A 17,538-nucleotide genomic window follows, 5' to 3' on the forward strand; every position below is an offset into this window, starting at 1 on the left:
GCTCCCAGCGGCGAGGGGGGCGCGGGCGGCGCGGCGGAGGACGCGAGCGACACAGCGGAGAGCGCGGGCGGCGCGGCGGCTGCTGATACCGGAGGTCGACTCGCGCGCCGTTGGTTCGGCGCCGTCGCGGCGGATCCCGACGCCGCGCTGCGCGCCGTACGGGACGCCGACTTCACCGTGCACGCCGCACCCGCCTCCCCCACCGACCGCGCCGATCCCCTCGCGGAGTCGGTGCGCCGGTCCCTGGCGCGACTCGGAGCCACCGACACCCACGTGTGCAGCGGCAACGAACCGCCTGGGCAGGTGGTGTTGGAGGCCGCGGGGCTCGCTGTCGCGGTGCGGATCCGCGGCGGAACGGCGTTCGTCACCGAGTCGGCGCCCCCGGACATGGTGCGCGCAGACGCCCGGGCCCTAGCCGCCCGGCTAGGCCTCGACCCCACGCCACCCACGCCCGGACCACTGGCCGTCCGGCTCGGGCCCAGCCCCACGCCACCTGCGCCCGGGCTGTCAGCCGACCAGCTGAGCCTCAACCCTGCGCCACCCGCACCCGCGCCCGGACCGCTGGCCGCCCTGGTCGCGGGCGCCGCAGCTCAGCGCCTCGTTTGCGCGGTCGCCGGGCTTCCCGATCCTGCCACCCGCGGCGAGAACCCCCGGCTTCCCGAAGGCTGGCCGTCCGTCTTAGTCGCCTCAGCGGACCCGCTACACGCCGAGTACCACCCGTGGCGCGGCCGACCGGTCCCCGCCCCGGCCACGCTCGCCGAGGCGCTGCGCACAGTGGAAGCACTCTGCGACGAGCGCACCGGCCTACTGCCCGCCGCCCACCCGGGCCGGCTGCCACAGCTTCCCGCCGCACTGGCCGCATGCGACATACCCGGCGGAACGCTGGTGGCCACGGCCGCCCGTGTGGACCTGGCCCGCCTGGAGGCGACGTGCCGCGCGGCCGAACTCATCGTCGCTGAGCCAGACGCCTCAACTTCGCCGGACGTCTCAGCCGGACCGCTCGGTCGGGCCGCGCCGGAGACGTCCGTGACCCGCGACCTGTCCGAGTCGACCCGGTTTCCCGTCACCGTCGGGATGAACCGCGATCACGCCGTGGGACGAGCCCTGCGCGCCCTGGCCCTCGCCCTTCCGCTCGACGGCGCCCAACTCGTCACAGCCGACGAATGGATGCCGGACCGGCACGCCCGGCACTGGTGGCAGAGCCTTACCATTCGGCTCGGAGTCAGCGCTCTGCCCTCCGTGTACCGACTGGCGGACGGCGTGTTCCGCGCCGAGGTCCGCTCCGGCAGACAAGTCACGGGCCGAGCGGTCGAGGCCACCGCCGCGGACGCGATGGCCTTCGCCGCCCTCGCCGCCACCGGTCTGGCACAGACGCCACCCGACGTTCAGGGAAGGTGCCGCCACGTCGCGCCGAGCGGAGCGATCGCCGCGCTAGCCGCCAGCGGCGCGGCCGTCTCGCTGTGGGAGGGCCCGGGGTCCACCGCGGTGTGGCTGGGTGACGTGGCCGATCGCCAAGGGGAGCTGTGCGATCGACTCGGTCGGCTGGTCGGCCCTGTGTGCCCGTGGCGATCACAGCGCACCGAACCCCTGTGGGAAGCGGGACTGACCGTGCTCGCGCCGGGCGGCGGCGGATGATCGAAGAACTTCGAGAACTGCTCGCACCGCGCGTCGTACTGGACGCGGACAAGGCGCTGTCAGCTGTCACCGGCGCTGCCATCGTCGTGCTCGAAGAATGGACTCCGGGCCAGGCGACTGCCCTCGCCGAGCACGCGCACCGGCACGACGTGCTGCACCTGCCCGTACGCTGCGACGGCGCGCTTGGGCTTGTCGGGCCAGTGCAGTACCGCGGCGCGACGGGTTGTCTGAACTGCGCCGAGACGCGACGGCTCATGACGCTCAGCAGCCGGACCCTGCTGCACCAGCCGTTGTCGCGCGACCCTGGTCTGCGGTTCGCCGGAACGCTGTCGCCCGCCCTGCTGGACGGTGTCGCAGCGCTCGCCGACGCCGTGCTCGCCGATCCGGATGCGAATCAGAGCACTGTCTGGACCTTCCACGGCGGCCGGGCCACCTGGACCACTCACCAGGTGCAGCCGCTCGGCGGCTGTGCGGTCTGCCAACCACTGCCAGCGGACTCGCCGGGCAACGCCGCAATCGACCTGTCGCCACAGCCGCTGCCCGATCCCTGCGTCCTGCGTCGGCCCAATCCGCGGCTGGTCATCGCCGATCTGAGGGCGGATCTGCACGACCCTGTGTTCGGTCCGGTGTACCAGGTGCTGCGGACCGAAGACTCCCCGCTCAGCTCGACCAGTGCGCTGATATCGCGGGGCGTGCCGGTGCGGGAGGGCGGATACGGCCGGTCGCCCGACTTCGACAGCAGTGAGCGAGTGGCGCTGCTGGAGGCTGTTGAGCGGTACCGCGCGGCCCGGCCCGGTGGCCGCGCGACCAGCCTGCGCGCCTCGTTCGCCCAGCTCGGCGACGAGCGCGCGGTCGACCCGGCGCGGCTCGGCCTGCCAGAGCCCGCATACGACGGCCACCGGATGTCGGCGACCGTGCCCTACACTCCGGACCTCGAACTGGACTGGGTCTACGGCTGGTCGCTGACCCGCGACCGCGCGATCGCGGTACCGGAGCACGTCGCCTACTGGGACGCGCCGCACGGTCCGCGGGTCGTGTACGAGTGCTCGAATGGGTGCAGCCTGGGCGGCAGCCCGCAGGAAGCCGCGCTGTACGGGCTCTTCGAAGTCGCCGAGCGTGACGCGTTCCTGATGGCCTGGTACACCCGCACTCCGCTGCCCCGGGTCCGCACGGCCCGCCCCGATCCGGTCGTGGAACAGCTCGCCGACCGGGCGGCCCTGCTCGGCTACGCGGTGACGGTGCTCGACGCGACGAACGACTTCGCGATCCCGGCCGTCGTCGCGGTGGCCCGGTATCAGGGCACAGAGTCGGCGGCGCCGCAAGCGTTCATCGCGGCTGGCGCGCACCACGATCCGCGGGCGGCCGTCCGCGCGGCGGTCGCCGAACTGGTCACCAATGTCCACCTGGTCACCCGCAGAGCCGCCGCCGAGCCGCAGTCGCGCGACCTCGACCGGCTCTACCGGATGCTGCGCGAGCCCGAACGCATCGTCAGCCTCGAGGATCACGTCGGCGTGAACACGCTGCCGGAGGCGGCGCCGCGGGTCGACGCGCTGCTCGGGGCGGCCTTCGAGGTCGAACTGCCCGAGCCCGAGCCCGTCGCCGACCTGACCGCGCTGCTCACCGACACCGTCCGGCGGCTCGGCGGACAGGGCCTGGAAGTCGTCGTGGTCGGGCTCGACGGGCCCGGGACGGGCGACCGGTTCGGCCTGTCCTGCGTGAAGGTGATCGTCCCGGGCTCGTTGCCGATGACGTTCGGGTACGTCAACCGACGGACCAGGGGTCTGCCAAGGCTGCTTGAGGTGCCGTGCCGCCTCGGCCGGGTCGAGCAGCCGCTGCGCTACGAGGACCTGCCGTTCGATCCGCACCCGTTCCCCTGAGGAGACGCCGTGGCCGAGGGCTGGACGAGCCTGCACTGCATGCTGCACTGCGCGCCGGAGACGGTCGACGAATTCCTACTCGGCGACGTGGCGCCGCTGCTCGATCAGCACGGTGTCGATCAGCACAGGGCCGACTGGTTCTTCATCCGTTACGGCGAGGGCGGCCCGCACTTGCGGATCCGGGTGCGCGGCGACGCGGTGTGTCTCGCCGAACCGCTCGGCGAGCTCGCGGCGAAGCTGCCGACCGTCGCAGGGCCCTGGCCGTCAACCCATGCGGCAGTACACCTGGTCCCCTATGTTCCGGAGACACGGCGGTACGGCGGAGCGGCCGCTCTGCCGATCGCCGAGGACGTGTTCGTCCGCTCCACGCAGACCGCGCTGCGGGCGATCAGCGAGGCGCCGCACCGCACCGCCCGCTTGACCGCGGCGACCGACCTGGCGATCGCCACCGGGCTGGGACTCGGCATGGACAGACTCGGCGTCGCCCGATGGCTGCGGCGGCACGCGCGGGCGTGGCAGCATGCTGATGAGGTGGAGCTGCTGCCCGCCCCGGTCGTGCACGCGAAGGTCAACTCGGTGTACGCGGTCCAGCGCGACAGCCTCGTGCGGCGGGTCGAGGCGTTGACCGGCCCCGGCACGACGGCGGAGCGCCTGCCGGGAGTGCTCGGCGACTGGCACCGCGTAGTTCAGGACGCTGATGCATGTCTGCGCGCCGAGACAGGCTTCGACGGCTCGCCCGATGACGGCGAGGAGTACCGCGCCCCGTGGCCGTGGGTGTGGGCCTCGCAGCTGCACATGCTGCTCAACCGTCTGGGCATTGTGCCGGACGAGGAGCGCGCGCTGTGCCACCTCGTCGCCCGCGCTCTGCTCGACGACGATGAACCGACCGACTTCTTCCCGCAGGACCGCCGCGCGCCGGACATCCGCTATCTGGAGCGCAGCAAGTTCCACGTCGGCCGCCGGGAGGACTCGGCGTCACGCGAGGTCGCGCTGCCCGCGCCCGCCACCGTCGGGGGCACTCCCCTGCCCGGGCGGCCGCTTCCCGATGTCACTCTCAATGAGGCGCTGACCCGGCGCGTGTGCACGCGAGGCGCGCTGACCGGACCGCTGACCGCTACGGACCTGGGGACTCTGCTGTGGAACAGCTACGCGGAAACGCACCACACCGGTCAGCAACCTCATCGCCCGTATCCGAGCGCGGGCGCTCTCTACACCGCCCGGCTGCGCGTGTTCGCACTGGCGGTCGACGGGTTGGCGCCCGGCTGTTATGAGGCGGACCCGGTTCAACGGGTACTGCGACGAATCGGCGCCCTGCCTCCGGTGCACGAGCTCAAAGCACTGTCTCCGTATTTCTCCCGTGCGCTCGAAGACGCGTTCGCGATCGGTCTCGACGAGGCTCCGGTCCTGCTCGGCCTGTACGTCGATCTGGGTCTGCTGCGTCAGCGCTACGGTCTTCGGGCGCTGCGCCTCGGCCTGTTGGAGGCCGGCCACCTCGCGCAGACCCTCCTGCTGGTCGCCGCCGCGCTCGGCCTGGGCTGCACACCGGTAAACGGGGTCAACGACGACTTGGCGCACGATCTGTTCAGCCTCGACGACCTGGACCAGCCGCTGCAGTATCTGCTGCCGATCGGCCGTTCCGACGCCGTCGGCGGCTGAGCGCGCCGCCAGGCGTCACAGCACGCGCGACCAGGCCGGGTGCAGGTCGGCGGGGTTCGCGCAGAAGTCATAACGCGCACCGTTACGGGTCAGCGCGACCAGACTCAAGCTGGAGGTGCCCCACCGCTGATCGTCGATGATTCGCCGCAACACGAGCGCGTGCGGCTCCGCGGGGTCCAGACCAGCGCCGGAGACGAGGGGAAGCCACTCGCCCCACGCATGCTCAGCGTCTTCTTCTCCGGGTTCAGGCCGCGCGGCCTTCTCGAACAACGGCCGGAAGTGGTCGATGCGCGCTCGTATCTGCTCGGCGCCCGGGCCCCCGTTGTCGTCGGCGCCTTCCAGCCCGCTGTTGGCGATGATGTGCAGACCGGCGTCGAGGGCGCGCTCAACGAGCTTCCGCCCGTCCCAACTCCAGAGACGGGTCGATCCGGGTGTCGAACACACCAGGTGGAACGGGTCGTACCGGGTGGGATCGAGGTCGCCGGGTTCCCCGGCGGCCGCCAGGCGCAGCGGCAACTCGCCGCGGCTGAGCCGACGGGCATCCTCGGCCGGTTCGCCATGCGCGTTGAGCACGCACGCCACGCGGGGCACCCCGGGATTCACTGCCAGCCATGTGCCGCGGGCCTGCAGATCTTGGCCGCCGACGAGCTGCGGCTGCCCGGGCCAGTGCCGACCGGGCGGAAACCATGGGCGTTCGAGGAACTCGTCGCGCACGCCGGCCATCAGAACGGGCACGGGTGAGTGCGGATCGATGCTGACCACCGTGGTACACATCTCGCCATCGCTTCCATGAGGCGGCTGCGGCGCGGAAGACCGGCCCTACCTTCCAGCGTGCACCCCGCTCGGCTCGCATGCGACTTCCATGAAAGCCGAAGACGCCCACTGCGACCCTCCGCACACGGACAGTGCGTGAAGATCGGGCGAAGACAAGGCGAACGCGTCGCCGGAACCCCGCGATGGCGGCGAGTATTGAGACGCTAAGTCAGTACACGCGACTACGGGATCGAACGACGGGGGAGTCTTGTCAGCGTTCCTATGGTTCGTCCTCGTTCCGGGAGTGGCGGCGGTCATCGCGGGCGTGGGGGCCGTGATCAGCACCGTCCAGGTCCTGCGGCCGCGCTGGCGCCGGCAGATCGGCTACCGGGTGCACCTCGACAATCCGGTGGGCGTGCACGCCGCGGGCGGGCATCGGGGACCTCGCCGAACTCGTGCTCCTCCTCAAGACCACACAGGCATCCGACGCGGAGCCGCTCGCGGTCGAGGTCAGCAACGACGCCGGACTGAAGCTCACCGGGGAGGTGCCCGACGAGCGGCCCATGGTGGTGCGGGTCGGCACCAGCGCCATCGTGGACAGCGCCCACGAGGTGCCCGACGCGCACGTGGCCGTGATCCGGGTCAGCAACGACGGCGGCCTGGACATCGCCGAGGACGACTACCTCCTGCCGGTCACCTTCACCTTCGGCAACCGATGGGTGACCGGAGTCGAGGTCAAGGACGCCACGGACGCACAGCGTGAGATTCTGCTCGGCCCCGGGGGGCTGACCTTCAGCGCGAACCAGCTGAACGTGCCGCCGATCCGGCTCAAGAAGAAGGACCGGTTCCGGCTGCTGGTCCTGCTGTCCGGCTCCGACCGCACGGTCGAGGCGACCGGCCGGCTCAAGGGCGCGGCCAAGGACGGCGGCGTCGTGCGCAGCGGCTCCGGCGCGGGACCGAACGGGGCGACCGTCCGCGCGGGCGGCTTCGGCCTGACGGCCATCGGCTGTCTCGCCGCCGTCGTGGTGCTGCTGCTCGTCCATCTGCACACGACCAGCCCCGCGTCACCGACCGACTGTGTCGGCGGCAGCCTCACCGCCTACGGCTCGACCGCCTTCACCCCGGCCATGCAAGCCGCCGCCGCGCAATACCAGAAGGACTGCACCTCCTCGGCGATCGCCGTCGCCCCGGGCGGCATCCCGACCGGCAGCCGCAACGGGGTGCGCTACCTGTCCGCCCAAGGCACCAGCGATCCGAGCGCGCAGGCCAGCCAGCTGGCCATGTCCGACGGGCCGACCGACGGCTACCCGCAGCTGCACGCGCACCCGGTGGCCGTGATCATCTTCTCGATCGTGGTCAACAAAGCGGTCGGCATCCACTCCCTGACCACCGACCAGCTCCGGCAGATCTACTCCGGGAAGGTCACCGACTGGCGGCAGCTCGGCGGCCCGGACCTGCCCATCCACATCGTCAGCCGGGGCGCGGACTCCGGCACCCGCGCCACGTTCCAGCAGAAGCTGCTGGGCGGCGTGCCCGAACCCGCCGTCTCGTCCCAGAACTGCGTGGACCGCACCCCCGACCAGCAGTCGTCACCGGTGATCCGCTGCGAGGCGGGAAGCACCGACGACCTGCTCACCCAGGTCGACGTCAATCAGGGCGCGATCGGCTACGCGGAAATGGCGTCGACGGTGGGGGCTCCGCCGACCAAGTACCCGAACGTCGACCAGGTGCTGATCGACGGCCACGGCCCCGACCCGCTGACCGTGCGGAACGACCAGTACCCGTTCTGGGCCGTCGAGGAGATCTACACATATGGCGAGCCCGCCGGCGACTCGCTGTCCGCCGCGTTCCTGCGTTATCTGAGCCAGGACGCGGCCAAGACCCTGCTGCAGGACCGCGGGTACATCCCGTGCACTGATCCGCAGGGCGATCCGATCCAGCTGTGTCAGTAAGCGGTGATCACCTGCTGGAAGGCCGAAGCGAGCTCGGCGCACGGCGGTACGCCCAGCTCGTCGGCTAGCCGACGGCGCACTCCTGCGTATACGCGCACTGCCGCCGCACGCTGGCCCGCGGCGTCTAAGGCAAGGATCAGCCGAGCGTGTAAAGGTTCGTGGAAGGGATCGGCGGCCGCGGCCTGGCGCAGCAGCCCGACGACCTCGCCACCGCGTCCTACCTGCAGGGCGAGGTCCGCGCACTCGACCGTCGCGGCCGCCCGCTCGGCACTGAGCGCGTCGACCCATGGCAGGCCGCGTAGCCGCGGGAACTCCAGAAACGGCTCACCCGACCACTGGGCGAGCGCGTCGCGGAAGCTCTCGAATGCGGCCTCGACCGCTCCGGCCTGGGCCAGCTGCCGGGCCTTCGCAGCACCGGCGCGGAAGACACCGAGGTCGACCTCCTCTCCGGACACGACGAGCCGGTAGCCGTCCGCGTCCGCGGCGATCACCTCGCGCGCGGGCCCTCCCCGCGCCCCGGCGGTGAGCAAGCCACGCAATCGGCTGATGTAGGAGTGCAGGGCCGCCACCGCCTCCGGCGGGGGTACCGGTCCCCACAGGACGTCCACGAGCGTGTCCCGGCCGACCCGGCGACCGAGGTGCGCCGCCAGGACGCCGAGGATCGCGCGCAGTCGCAGGGGCGCGAGGTCCACGGGCACGCCGCCGCACGTCACCCGGGTCGGCCCCAGGACCTCGACGAACATCCGCGGCGGATGCACCGGCAGCGCCTCGAACGCTTCATAGCCGACGCCGAGCGCACCGGCGATGCGCCGCACGGAATCCGGCCGCGGACGGCGCACCCGGCCCTGCTCGAGATCGCGCAGCGTCGAAACACCGATGCCGGCGCGCCGGGCCAGTTCCTCCTGGGTGAAGTCGGCGATCCGCCGGTGCTCCTGGATCTCGGAGCTGAGTGTCTTCGTTTTCTGCACGCGATCCTCCGGTACCGATGCCGTCCCCCGGTGCTCGGCGACGTCGTCGGAACCGCCCAGCCACAGCAGACTCGCCGGACCGGCTAATGTGGAGATCACGCTCGGCTCACGCGGTCCGGTCACGGACCGTCATCGGCCGGCCGATCTGTTCAGTCCTCGGAGGTGCCGTGGAGTTCGCGCTGCTCGGGCCGATGCTGGTGCGTGCCGACGGCGCGCCCGTACGCATCCCCGGTAACAAGCAGCGCGTCATCCTCGCCGCCCTGCTGCTGCGCGGCAACCGGGTGGTGTCCATCGACGAGCTGATCGACCTGGTCTGGGACGACGCCCCGCCGATCACCGCACGCACCGCGCTGCACAATCACGTGATGCGGCTGCGCCGGCTGCTCGGCCCGGTCGAGGGCGAACGCGTCATCACACAGGCGCCCGGCTACGTGTTCCGGGTCGCTGACATGGAGCTCGACGTCTTGCAGTTCACCCGGCTGTGCGAGCAGGGCCGGGAGCTCGCGCGGGACGAGCGTTGGGAGCAGGCTTCGTGTGCGTACGGCGACGCGCTGGCGCTCTGGCGCGGCGAGGCGCTACTTGACGTGGACTGCGTCCGCCTGCGCCGCGAAGAGGCGACCCGCCTGGCGGAGGCGCACACCCAGGCCTGGCGCGCACGCATCGAGGCCGAACTCAACCTCGGGCGGCACGAGGTCGCGATCCCGGAACTGACCCGGCTCGCCGCCCGGTTCCCGCTGGACGAGCCGTTCCGCGCCCAGCTGATGCTGAGCCTCTACCGCTGCGGGCGCCGGGCCGAGGCCCTGGACACGTACCAAAGCCTCCGGCGCGTGCTCGCCGCCGAACTCGGCGTCGAGCCCACCGCGGCGGTGCGCGATCTGCACATGCGGATCCTGTCCGGAGACGCGACCTTGTCCGCGAGCCCCGCGGAATCGGACCAACCGACTGCGGCGAAGGACACGCCTGCCGCGCCGCGCCACACGCTCGCCCAACTGCCCGCGGACATCGCAGACTTCGTCGGGCGCCGCGACGAGCGAGAGTTTCTCGCCAGCGCGCTCGAACCAGACCGGGCGGCGGTCTCGGCCGGGCGGATCGCCGTGGTCTGCGGACCGGGAGGCAGCGGCAAGAGCACCCTCGCCGTGCACGCCGCCCACCGCATGCGCGGTGCGTTTCCCGACGGCCAGCTATACGCCGACCTGCGCGGTACCGGTGCAGCCCGCACCCCCGGGGATGTGCTCGGCCAGTTCCTGCGCGACCTCGGGGCGGACGAGTCGTCGATTCCGCCCGACGAGGACGGGCGCGCGGCGCTGTACCGCTCGCAGCTTGCCGGGCGCCGGGTGCTGATCCTGCTCGACGACGCCTGCGATTCGAAGCAGATCAGACCCCTGGTTCCCCAGACCGCTGGCTGCGCCGTGCTGGCGACCAGCCGCAATCGGCTGACCGCGCTCGAGTCGGCCCGGATCGTGGGCCTCGGCCAGTTCGCCGCCGCGGAGGCGCAGGCGCTGCTGCTGAAGATCGCCGGTCTCGACCCGGCGACCGCGGACCTCGGCGCGGTCGCGGACATCGCCGCCGCCTGTGGCCGTCTGCCGCTGGCCGTGCGGATCGCCGGCGCCCGGTTCGCCGCGCGCCCCGGATGGACGCTGCGCGACCTGGCCGAACGCCTCGACGCCGGGCGCAGCCGGCTGGACGAGCTGGCCCTGGGCGACCTCGGCGTGCGCACCGCGTTCGAGCTGAGCCACCGGCTGCTGGGCGCCGACCAGGCACGCGCGTTCCGCCTGCTCGCGGTCGCCGACCTGGAGCACGTCTCGGCCCCCGCGGCGGCGGCTCTGCTCGGGGTCGATCCGCCGGCGGCCCAGAGCCTTGCCGAGGCGCTGGTCGACATGCACCTGCTCGGCTCGCCGCGGCCCGGCACGTACGTCTACCACGACTTGGTGCGCGTGTTCGCCCGCGAGGCGGCCGAGACCGCGGAGGGCCGCGCAGACGTGGTCGACGCCGTACGCCGACTCGCCACCGACCTCGCGCGCACCGCGCAGGAGGCGACCAGGGCGGCCCGGCCGGGCTATCTGGAGGGGTCGGGCGAGAGTCTGTTCGACAGCGAGCAGCAAGCGCGCGACTGGCTCGACGGCGAGTACCGCAACGTCATCGACGTGGTGGTGCAGGCGCTGGGGATCGCGGAGCTGGACTCCGAGCTGCCGCTGGCCGCGCTCCAGCACCTGCAGTGGTATCTCAGGGCCCGCGGTCACTGGGACGACTGGCGGCGCGCCAGCACGGCCGCGCTCGAGCGCGGCGCGCGCTCCGCCGACCGAAGAGCCGAGCTGGTCGGGCGCCAGTACCTGGGCCAGCTGGCCGTGCTCACCGGCGAGCCCGAAGCCGCGCAAGCCCACCTGACCGCGGCACTGGAGCTGACCCGGGAGCTGGGCGACGAGTCGGCGGAGGCGTACACCCACAACCGGCTCGGCCTCCTGCACTTCACCCGCGACGAGGCTGAGGCCGCGGCCGGCTGCCACGAGTCCGCCCTGGTCATCTTCACCCGGCTGGGCGACGCGCGCGGCCGCTGCACCGCGCTGATCAACCTCGGCAAGTGCCTCGCGGAGTGGAACCAGCCGCAGCGCGCGCTCACGGTGCTCGAAGAGAGCCTGGCGGTAGCGGCCGAGCTGGGCGACCAGGACAGCGAGATCTTCGCCCGGCACAACCTCGCCCGCTGCTATCGCAAGCTCAACCGCTACGACGAGTGCATCGCGACCCACCTGCAATGCCTTCCGCTCATCCGGGAGCTCGGCTATCGCGAGGGCGAGGCCCACACCCTCGCGGATCTCGGCGAGCTGTACCTCGAGATCGCGCGCCCGGTCGAGGCGCTCGGTTACCTGACCGCGGCCGTCGACCTGTTCGTGCAGCTCAACGACCAGAACTCGGCCGCCGTGTTCCAGGTGGAGATCGGGAAGGCGCGCCGCCGCCTCGGCGACGAGGAGGAGGCGATGCGCGCCTGGAAGGTGGCGTTGGAGACCCTTGAGACCACGAGCCCGGCATATGCGGCGAATGTGCGCGAGCTGATGGCGCGCGCTCCGGGCGTCTGAGCGGCGCATTCCCTAGCGGTGCAGAAGCTCGCGCGCCCGGGAGACCTGGCTCAGCAACTCCTCGATCGCGGGGAAGCGCGCGTCGTGCTCCAGCAGGGCCGCCCGCACCGGGGTCCTTTCCACGAGCTGCCCGAACAGCGCCCACACCTCTTCGGGCACCGGCGCGCAGTGTCCGTCGAACAGCACGCCGTCGCTCCAGAAGCCGCCGGCGAGATGGACCTGAACGATGCTGTCCAACGGCAGGCGGCCCAGCGCTTCGAGCGGATCGAACCCGTGGTTGACGGAGTTGGTGTAGAGGTTGGTCACGTCGAGGAGCATCCCGCAGCCGGTCGTGCCGACCAGCTCGCCGAAGAACTCCTCCTGGGTGAGGTCGGCCCCCGGGATCTCGAAGTCGTAGGTGACGTTCTCGAGGACGACCTGCTTGCCGAGGCGGCTCTGGAGCCGGTCCACCTTCTCGATCGTGTTCTTCAGCAGCTCCGCGGTGAACCACATCGGCGCCAGGTGTCCGAGATCGATCCCGGGCGTCTTCGTCATGCACAGGTGGTCGCTGTAATAGGGGGAGTCGCACGCGTCGCTGACGTTGCATGCGAGGTCAACGTAGGTCTCGTCGAGCGGCCCGGGGCTCGCGATCGAAAGCCCCACGCCGTGCGGGATGACGATGAATGTCTCCCGCAGCCGCTGGAGGAAGCGCAGCGAGGAGACCCCGTACATGTACTGATCGGCGATCACTTCGACGAAGTCGATCTCGTCGGCGTGCTGGAAGATCTCGGCGCTGATCTCGCGGCGGTAGCCGAGACCGCTGCCGAGGAAGGGGACTGGTGAAGGGTTGTCCATGCTCAGAGTTCCTTTCTGCGTGGCCTGTGTCACGTCCGTCGCGTGCGGCTCACGCGCCTGCCAACAGGCCGAGCCGGACCAGTCGGCGCACGTCGCCGAGTACTGCGGCGAGGCGGTCCTCCCCGTCGACGTCGGTCTCGAGGCCCTCGGCGATCCCGGCCACGGTCCTCGCCCCGTCGCACCGCCGCATGAGCAGCCCGAGCTTCGGGTTCAGGCGGAACGTCTTCGGCGCGCTCATATCCGGGGTCGTGTGGAAAGCTATGTAGTGCTCATCCGGAAGGGCTTGCGGCAGTTCGCCGCCTTCACGCAGACTTGCGCGCAGCGCCGCGACATCGAATGCGAAGTGGCACAGGACGACGCCGGGTGCCGTCGCCGGGCGTGCCGCGGAATCGATGTCGACGTCGGCGCCTGCGACGCCGCCGACCGGCTTTCCGTCCGTGTCCGGAGCGCCGCTGCGGTATTGTCCGCCGCCGCGCGCCGTCGCCTGGGCCCTGGTCAGCTCCCGCTCGAAGCGCACCAGGTCGAGCGCGTAAGGCGGGAACTCGTCGAGTTCCGCGGTGAACGACTGCTCCAGGTAGAGGCCGAATTCGGAGGTGTACTCCCCAGGCCGCTGTCCCGGGTATGAGGTGCGCGTCCCGTAAAAGCGGCGGAAATATTCGTCGAAGCGTTCGGGGTTCAGCGCACGCGTCGCCTCGTACGTCTTCATCATGCGACCGTGCTTCTTGCGCAACAGGCCGTCGGCGAACAGCTCGAGTCGCTCGCGATCGATGCCCACGATCGCGGCCGCCTCGGCGTCGGAAAGCCTGTACGCGCCGAGGATCGAGTCAGGCTCGCGCGCGAACAGCCGGCGCATGTGTTCGTCGACGTACAGCCGGCCGAGGGCCGCGTTCATCTCGGCGATGCTCATTCCGGTCTCACCTCGCCATCTGTGGTGTGAGCAGGAGCGATCCGTCGGGTCTCGGAGCGGACCCGTTCGCATCATCGATGTCTTCGTTCCGATGCGCGGCCGGTCCCGCGAGGCAAGTGCCGATCGCGTCGTCGAGTGCTGCGACAGGATTCGGCGCCGCATCGGTGAAACGCTCGGCGACGAACCCGTCCGGCCGGACAAGCAGCGCCCCGGCCGGCCCGATCCCGGCGGCCGTCGACCACGCTCCCGAGGGGTCCGCCAGGTCGCCGCGGGGGCCAAGCCGATGTCCGGCGACTTCCGCCCCTCGGCGCTCAGCGATCCGCCGCGCCGCTTCGCACCACGCTGAGCCGTCCGGCCCGGCGAGGACTGTGAATCCGCGTCCTGCGACATCAAGCGTGGAGATCGGCTTACCGTCCCGTATGAGCCAGACATGCGGTACGCGCGACCCGGGTCGGCCGTCCGGTAGCGGACCGAAGGCGCCCGCGCTTTCGGCCGCCTGGTCACGCGGGTCGCCACCGTCACGCCGCGTGCTGCAACCGTAGGTGTATGCGATGTCGGTCTCGAGCCGGTTGACCATTCCCACTGCGGCGCGCTGCGGGGAGGAATCGGGCGCCCAGCGCAACCGGGGAAAACGCGAGCGCACGACCGCCTGGTTGATCGTCGCCAAGGCGACCGCGCGCCGCTCGGCTTCGTACCCGGCGAGCAGTGCGGGTCCGGCGTGGCCGCGCTCGAACGCGGCGATCCGCCAGGCGAGGGCGTGGGCGTCGTGGAGTCCCGTGTTGAGCCCGAATCCGCCGGAGATCGGCATGATGTGCGCCGCGTCGCCGGCCAGGTAGACGCGGCCGCGCACGTACGCGTCGGCGATTCCGCTCGACGCCCGCCACTCCGAGACGCCCAGGATCTCCAGATCGTCCAGCGGCAGCGCGATGCCGGCGCGCAGGACCTCGGCGCAGCGCTCCGGCGTGTACGTGGCCTGTGTCTCGTCCTTTCCCAGCCTCCTGATCAGCGTCCACCGGCTGCGGTTGTCGATGCCCAGCAGCAGTCCCGCGCCGGCCTCGCCGGTGATTCTGCAGGCGACGAACTCGTGTCCGGAGACCAGGTCGGTCAAGTCGGCCCGGAAATAGATGGTCACGGCGCGGCCGAAGAAGCGCACCTGCGACATCCCGATGCCCGAGAGCGACCGGACCGGGCTTCGCTTTCCGTCGGCTCCGACGACGTGCCGGGCGCGCAGCGTGGACAGCCGACCGGCCGCGTCGTCGACCGCGAGGGTGACGCCGTCGGCATGCTGCCGCAGCCCCACCATCCGCGTGCCGAAGCGCACGTCGACCCCGGCGTCGCGGGCCGCCTCGAGCAGGACCGGCTCGAGCAGTAACTGGGGGCACAGTATGCCGGTACAGGGGCTGGCCAGAACAGCGTTCGGGTCGTCGCCGTCTCTGAACTCGAAGATGCGGGTGGAGTTGGCCAGCGCAGTGCGGTCGAGCCTGTCGACGGTGGCCCATCCCCGGCTGCCGGACAGCGCACTACCCACCTCGCGGACCCGCTCCTCCAGTCCCACCTGCCGGAACAGCTCCATGGACCGTGGGCCGATCCCGCGCGCCTTCGGGTGGACGGATGTTCCCGGATGGCGCTCGACAACGACGGATGCGATGCCGTGCCCGGCGAGGAACAGCGCCGTGCTGAGCCCGACCGGACCGGCCCCGATGATCACGACAGGAAGCTCAGACATGAACAACCTGCCGCGATTGGCCTTCACACGCCGGACCCGGCTGCGGCCCCGACTCAGGAATCAGCAGGGATCTGGCTCGCTCACCGTCACGGCGGCACGGACCGCGGCCTGCGACCCGCGTGGTGTAGTCGAGGATGACGCCCTCAAGCCGCGTCGCGCTCGCAACCCCTGCGGCGAGCGCCCATGCCGCGTCCGCGGCGCGTCCCGGACCGATGCGTACGAACGCGACCGCCGCGCGCGGGAGTCCGTCGAGATAGTCGGCCGCGTCGAATCCGTGCACGCGGGAGTTGATCTGCACGGCCGAGACATTCACGGTGAGGCGGCATCCGGTTGCGTCAGCCAGCCCGGAGAGGAATTCGGCTTGCGGCTTCGCGCAGCGCGGCGGCATGTAGGTGATGCTCTCCACGAGCAGCGGCCTGCCAAGCTCTTGCTGGACCGCGTCGACCCGGTCGATCGTGCTCGCCAGTACGTCCGCGGTGAACCAGATCGGCGCGAGGTGATCGAGATCGAGGCCTGGCACACGCGTCATGCACAGCGGCTCGCCGTAGTAGACGCACCGAGTAGCGTCGGTGAGTCTCTTGACTTCGGCCAGCGCGGTGCGGTCGACCGGCCCCATCGTGCCGAGCGAGAGTGCCGCGCCGCGCACGATCACCGGAGCGGAAGGCGCATCCCCGCCGACGGTGAAGCCGTCCCCAGCGCCTTGCAATGCGACGTCGGTCGCGCGCAATTCCAGGAAATCGGCACCAACGATCTCGCGGGCCGCTTTCCCACCCCCGATGTGCGCCACGCCGACGCCGACGCCGAGGCAAGACACTGCCCGCGCGTCATCCGTCACCGCTACCACTCCGCCTACCAACACGCGATCACCTGCATCGTGGCCAGGCTCGCGAGCAGCGCGGCGAGCCGCTCCGGATCGAGGCGACACTGCTCGGCGAGGGCGGCGACGGTCGGTTCGCCCGTGCACCGCAGCAGCATCGCCGCGACTCGCACCTCAATGCGGAAGATCTCCGGCGTCGTGCGCTCGCCGACCCGCCGCATGACGACGCCGGTCGGGGTCGGGCTCGCCGCAGGCGGCACACCGGTGCGCTCGAGGTCTGCGACGATCTCCGGGATGTCGTAGTCGAACACGGCGACCCGCGCCCACGACGCAAGTCGTGGGCGCGACGACAGCCACGGTCGCGCCTCGTCTCGATCGGCATCGAGGTCTGCGACAGTCGAAAGTGAACCGTCCAGGCGACCCGCGGCGCCCCACGAATCCACGGTGCTCAACGACAGCATGGTGCCCGACGAAACCCCCGTATCCGTCGGAAACCGTGCCGCCGTAAGCCCCCGCAGGTCGACCAGGTGACGTTCGTAAATCGCCAGGTCGCGGGCGAAGCACGGCAGGCGAACCTCAGCCTCCAGACACTCCCGAAGGTAGTTCCCGAAGCCCAAGACCCGCTCACGCTCCGGCAGACCCGGATTCAGATCGCAATACCTGTCCGCGTAGCGCTCGAAATCGTCGCCCGCGACCATGCGGCTGAGTGGATACGCCGTCGCAATCGCTTGTCGGCGCCGCTCCCTGAGTGAGTCGGCGTAGACCGCGAGCCGTTCATCGTCTACCGCGCTTATCATGTCCGTCTCTTCAGCACTCAACAGGTAGCCGCGGGCGGCGTCCCGCGGCGCATGCCTGAACCACTCGCGAAACGCCCGGTCGACGAACAGCCGCGCGGTCATCGCCTGAAGCTCGGCGGCCGTCACCTGCGTTCTCCTTCCGGTTTCGCGCCCCCGGGCACCGGCCCGGCACGGACGCACTCAGGACTGATCACCGTCGTACCGTGCCGCGCCGATGCCTACCGAAGGTCAGCCGCATCCGCTCGTCCCGGCGCCCACACCCGGATCACTCTCCGGTCCACCTCCGCGGAACGCCTGACGCGCGGAGGCACTCAGTAGCCGACGTGGCAGAAATCCGAGCACGGGCCGGATCCGCCGCCACCGCCGTCCCCGCAACATCCGCAGGTCATCGCCTCCACCTCGAGCACGTCCTCGTCCGGGCCCTGGTGAGACCGCGGCAAGTCGACGAGCTGGATCTCGAACACGTCGAAGTCCGTCGCGTCCGGCGACCGGACCAACGTCGCGTCAGCCATCGTCTGCACCTCCTCTCCTCGTCGTGACTGGTG

At 71.2% G+C, this 17,538-nt stretch carries 13 protein-coding genes; 5 read left to right on the plus strand and 8 right to left on the minus strand.

Features of this window, described 5'->3' with window-relative positions; genetic code table 11:
• The 3 genes from VGZ32_RS15080 to VGZ32_RS15090 form a co-directional block, all read left to right on the plus strand.
• Positions 1 to 1,635 (plus strand): hypothetical protein (locus VGZ32_RS15080; RefSeq protein WP_349263618.1); only part of this gene is annotated, 1,635 nt, incomplete at its 5' end.
• A complete protein-coding gene (locus tag VGZ32_RS15085; RefSeq protein WP_326886657.1) occupies positions 1,632 to 3,512 on the plus strand; it encodes a TOMM precursor leader peptide-binding protein in 1,881 nt (626 codons plus the stop codon). The genes VGZ32_RS15080 and VGZ32_RS15085, both read left to right, overlap by 4 nt.
• Before the next feature lie 9 nt (positions 3,513 to 3,521).
• Positions 3,522 to 5,168 carry a thiopeptide-type bacteriocin biosynthesis protein gene (locus VGZ32_RS15090; protein WP_326886658.1) on the plus strand — a complete coding sequence of 549 codons (1,647 nt, stop codon included), beginning with the start codon at positions 3,522 to 3,524 and terminating at the stop codon, positions 5,166 to 5,168.
• Between the two features lie 15 nt (positions 5,169 to 5,183).
• Here the strand turns inward: VGZ32_RS15090 and VGZ32_RS15095 are convergent, their stop codons facing one another.
• Positions 5,184 to 5,930: an NRDE family protein gene (locus VGZ32_RS15095; protein ID WP_326886659.1), complete on the minus strand. Its 747-nt coding sequence runs from the start codon at positions 5,928 to 5,930 to the stop codon at positions 5,184 to 5,186.
• Positions 5,931 to 6,376: 446 nt separating this feature from the next.
• On the opposite strand from VGZ32_RS15095, the gene VGZ32_RS15100 reads away from it, so the two are divergent.
• Entirely contained in the window at positions 6,377 to 7,873 is a 1,497-nt protein-coding gene (locus VGZ32_RS15100; RefSeq protein ID WP_326886660.1) for a PstS family phosphate ABC transporter substrate-binding protein, read from the plus strand.
• Here VGZ32_RS15100 and VGZ32_RS15105 read toward each other — a convergent pair.
• Entirely contained in the window at positions 7,867 to 8,841 is a 975-nt protein-coding gene (locus VGZ32_RS15105) for a BTAD domain-containing putative transcriptional regulator (protein WP_326886661.1), read from the minus strand. The two genes, VGZ32_RS15100 and VGZ32_RS15105, sit on opposite strands and share 7 nt — an antisense overlap.
• A gap of 167 nt (positions 8,842 to 9,008) precedes the next feature.
• Between VGZ32_RS15105 and VGZ32_RS15110 the strand changes: the two genes are divergently transcribed.
• Positions 9,009 to 11,912 (plus strand): AfsR/SARP family transcriptional regulator, encoded by a 2,904-nt coding sequence (locus VGZ32_RS15110; protein WP_326886662.1) that lies wholly within the window; start codon positions 9,009 to 9,011, stop codon positions 11,910 to 11,912.
• 12 nt (positions 11,913 to 11,924) lie between these two features.
• On the opposite strand, the gene VGZ32_RS15115 is transcribed toward VGZ32_RS15110, so the two are convergent.
• From VGZ32_RS15115 to VGZ32_RS15140, 6 genes are all read right to left on the minus strand, one after another.
• A complete protein-coding gene (locus VGZ32_RS15115; protein ID WP_326886663.1) occupies positions 11,925 to 12,746 on the minus strand; it encodes a DUF692 domain-containing protein in 822 nt (273 codons plus the stop codon).
• 49 nt (positions 12,747 to 12,795) lie between these two features.
• A complete protein-coding gene (locus VGZ32_RS15120) occupies positions 12,796 to 13,653 on the minus strand; it encodes a hypothetical protein (protein WP_326886664.1) in 858 nt (285 codons plus the stop codon).
• Between the two features lie 7 nt (positions 13,654 to 13,660).
• Positions 13,661 to 15,379 (minus strand): FAD-dependent oxidoreductase, encoded by a 1,719-nt coding sequence (locus tag VGZ32_RS15125; RefSeq protein WP_326886665.1) that lies wholly within the window; start codon positions 15,377 to 15,379, stop codon positions 13,661 to 13,663.
• Positions 15,372 to 16,166, minus strand: a complete 795-nt coding sequence (locus tag VGZ32_RS15130; protein WP_326886666.1) for a DUF692 family multinuclear iron-containing protein — start codon at positions 16,164 to 16,166, stop codon at positions 15,372 to 15,374. Before VGZ32_RS15130 ends, VGZ32_RS15125 begins: the two co-directional genes overlap by 8 nt.
• 62 nt (positions 16,167 to 16,228) lie before the next feature.
• The gene (locus VGZ32_RS15135) at positions 16,229 to 17,119 is read right to left on the minus strand and encodes a hypothetical protein (RefSeq protein WP_326886667.1); all 891 of its coding nucleotides are present in this window, start codon (positions 17,117 to 17,119) and stop codon (positions 16,229 to 16,231) included.
• Between the two features lie 185 nt (positions 17,120 to 17,304).
• Positions 17,305 to 17,538: hypothetical protein (locus tag VGZ32_RS15140; protein ID WP_326886668.1), on the minus strand; the 234-nt coding region annotated here is incomplete at its 5' end.

The sequence above is a fragment of the Actinocrinis sp. genome, assembly GCF_035938995.1.
Lineage (GTDB): Bacteria > Actinomycetota > Actinomycetes > Streptomycetales > Catenulisporaceae > DASZGI01.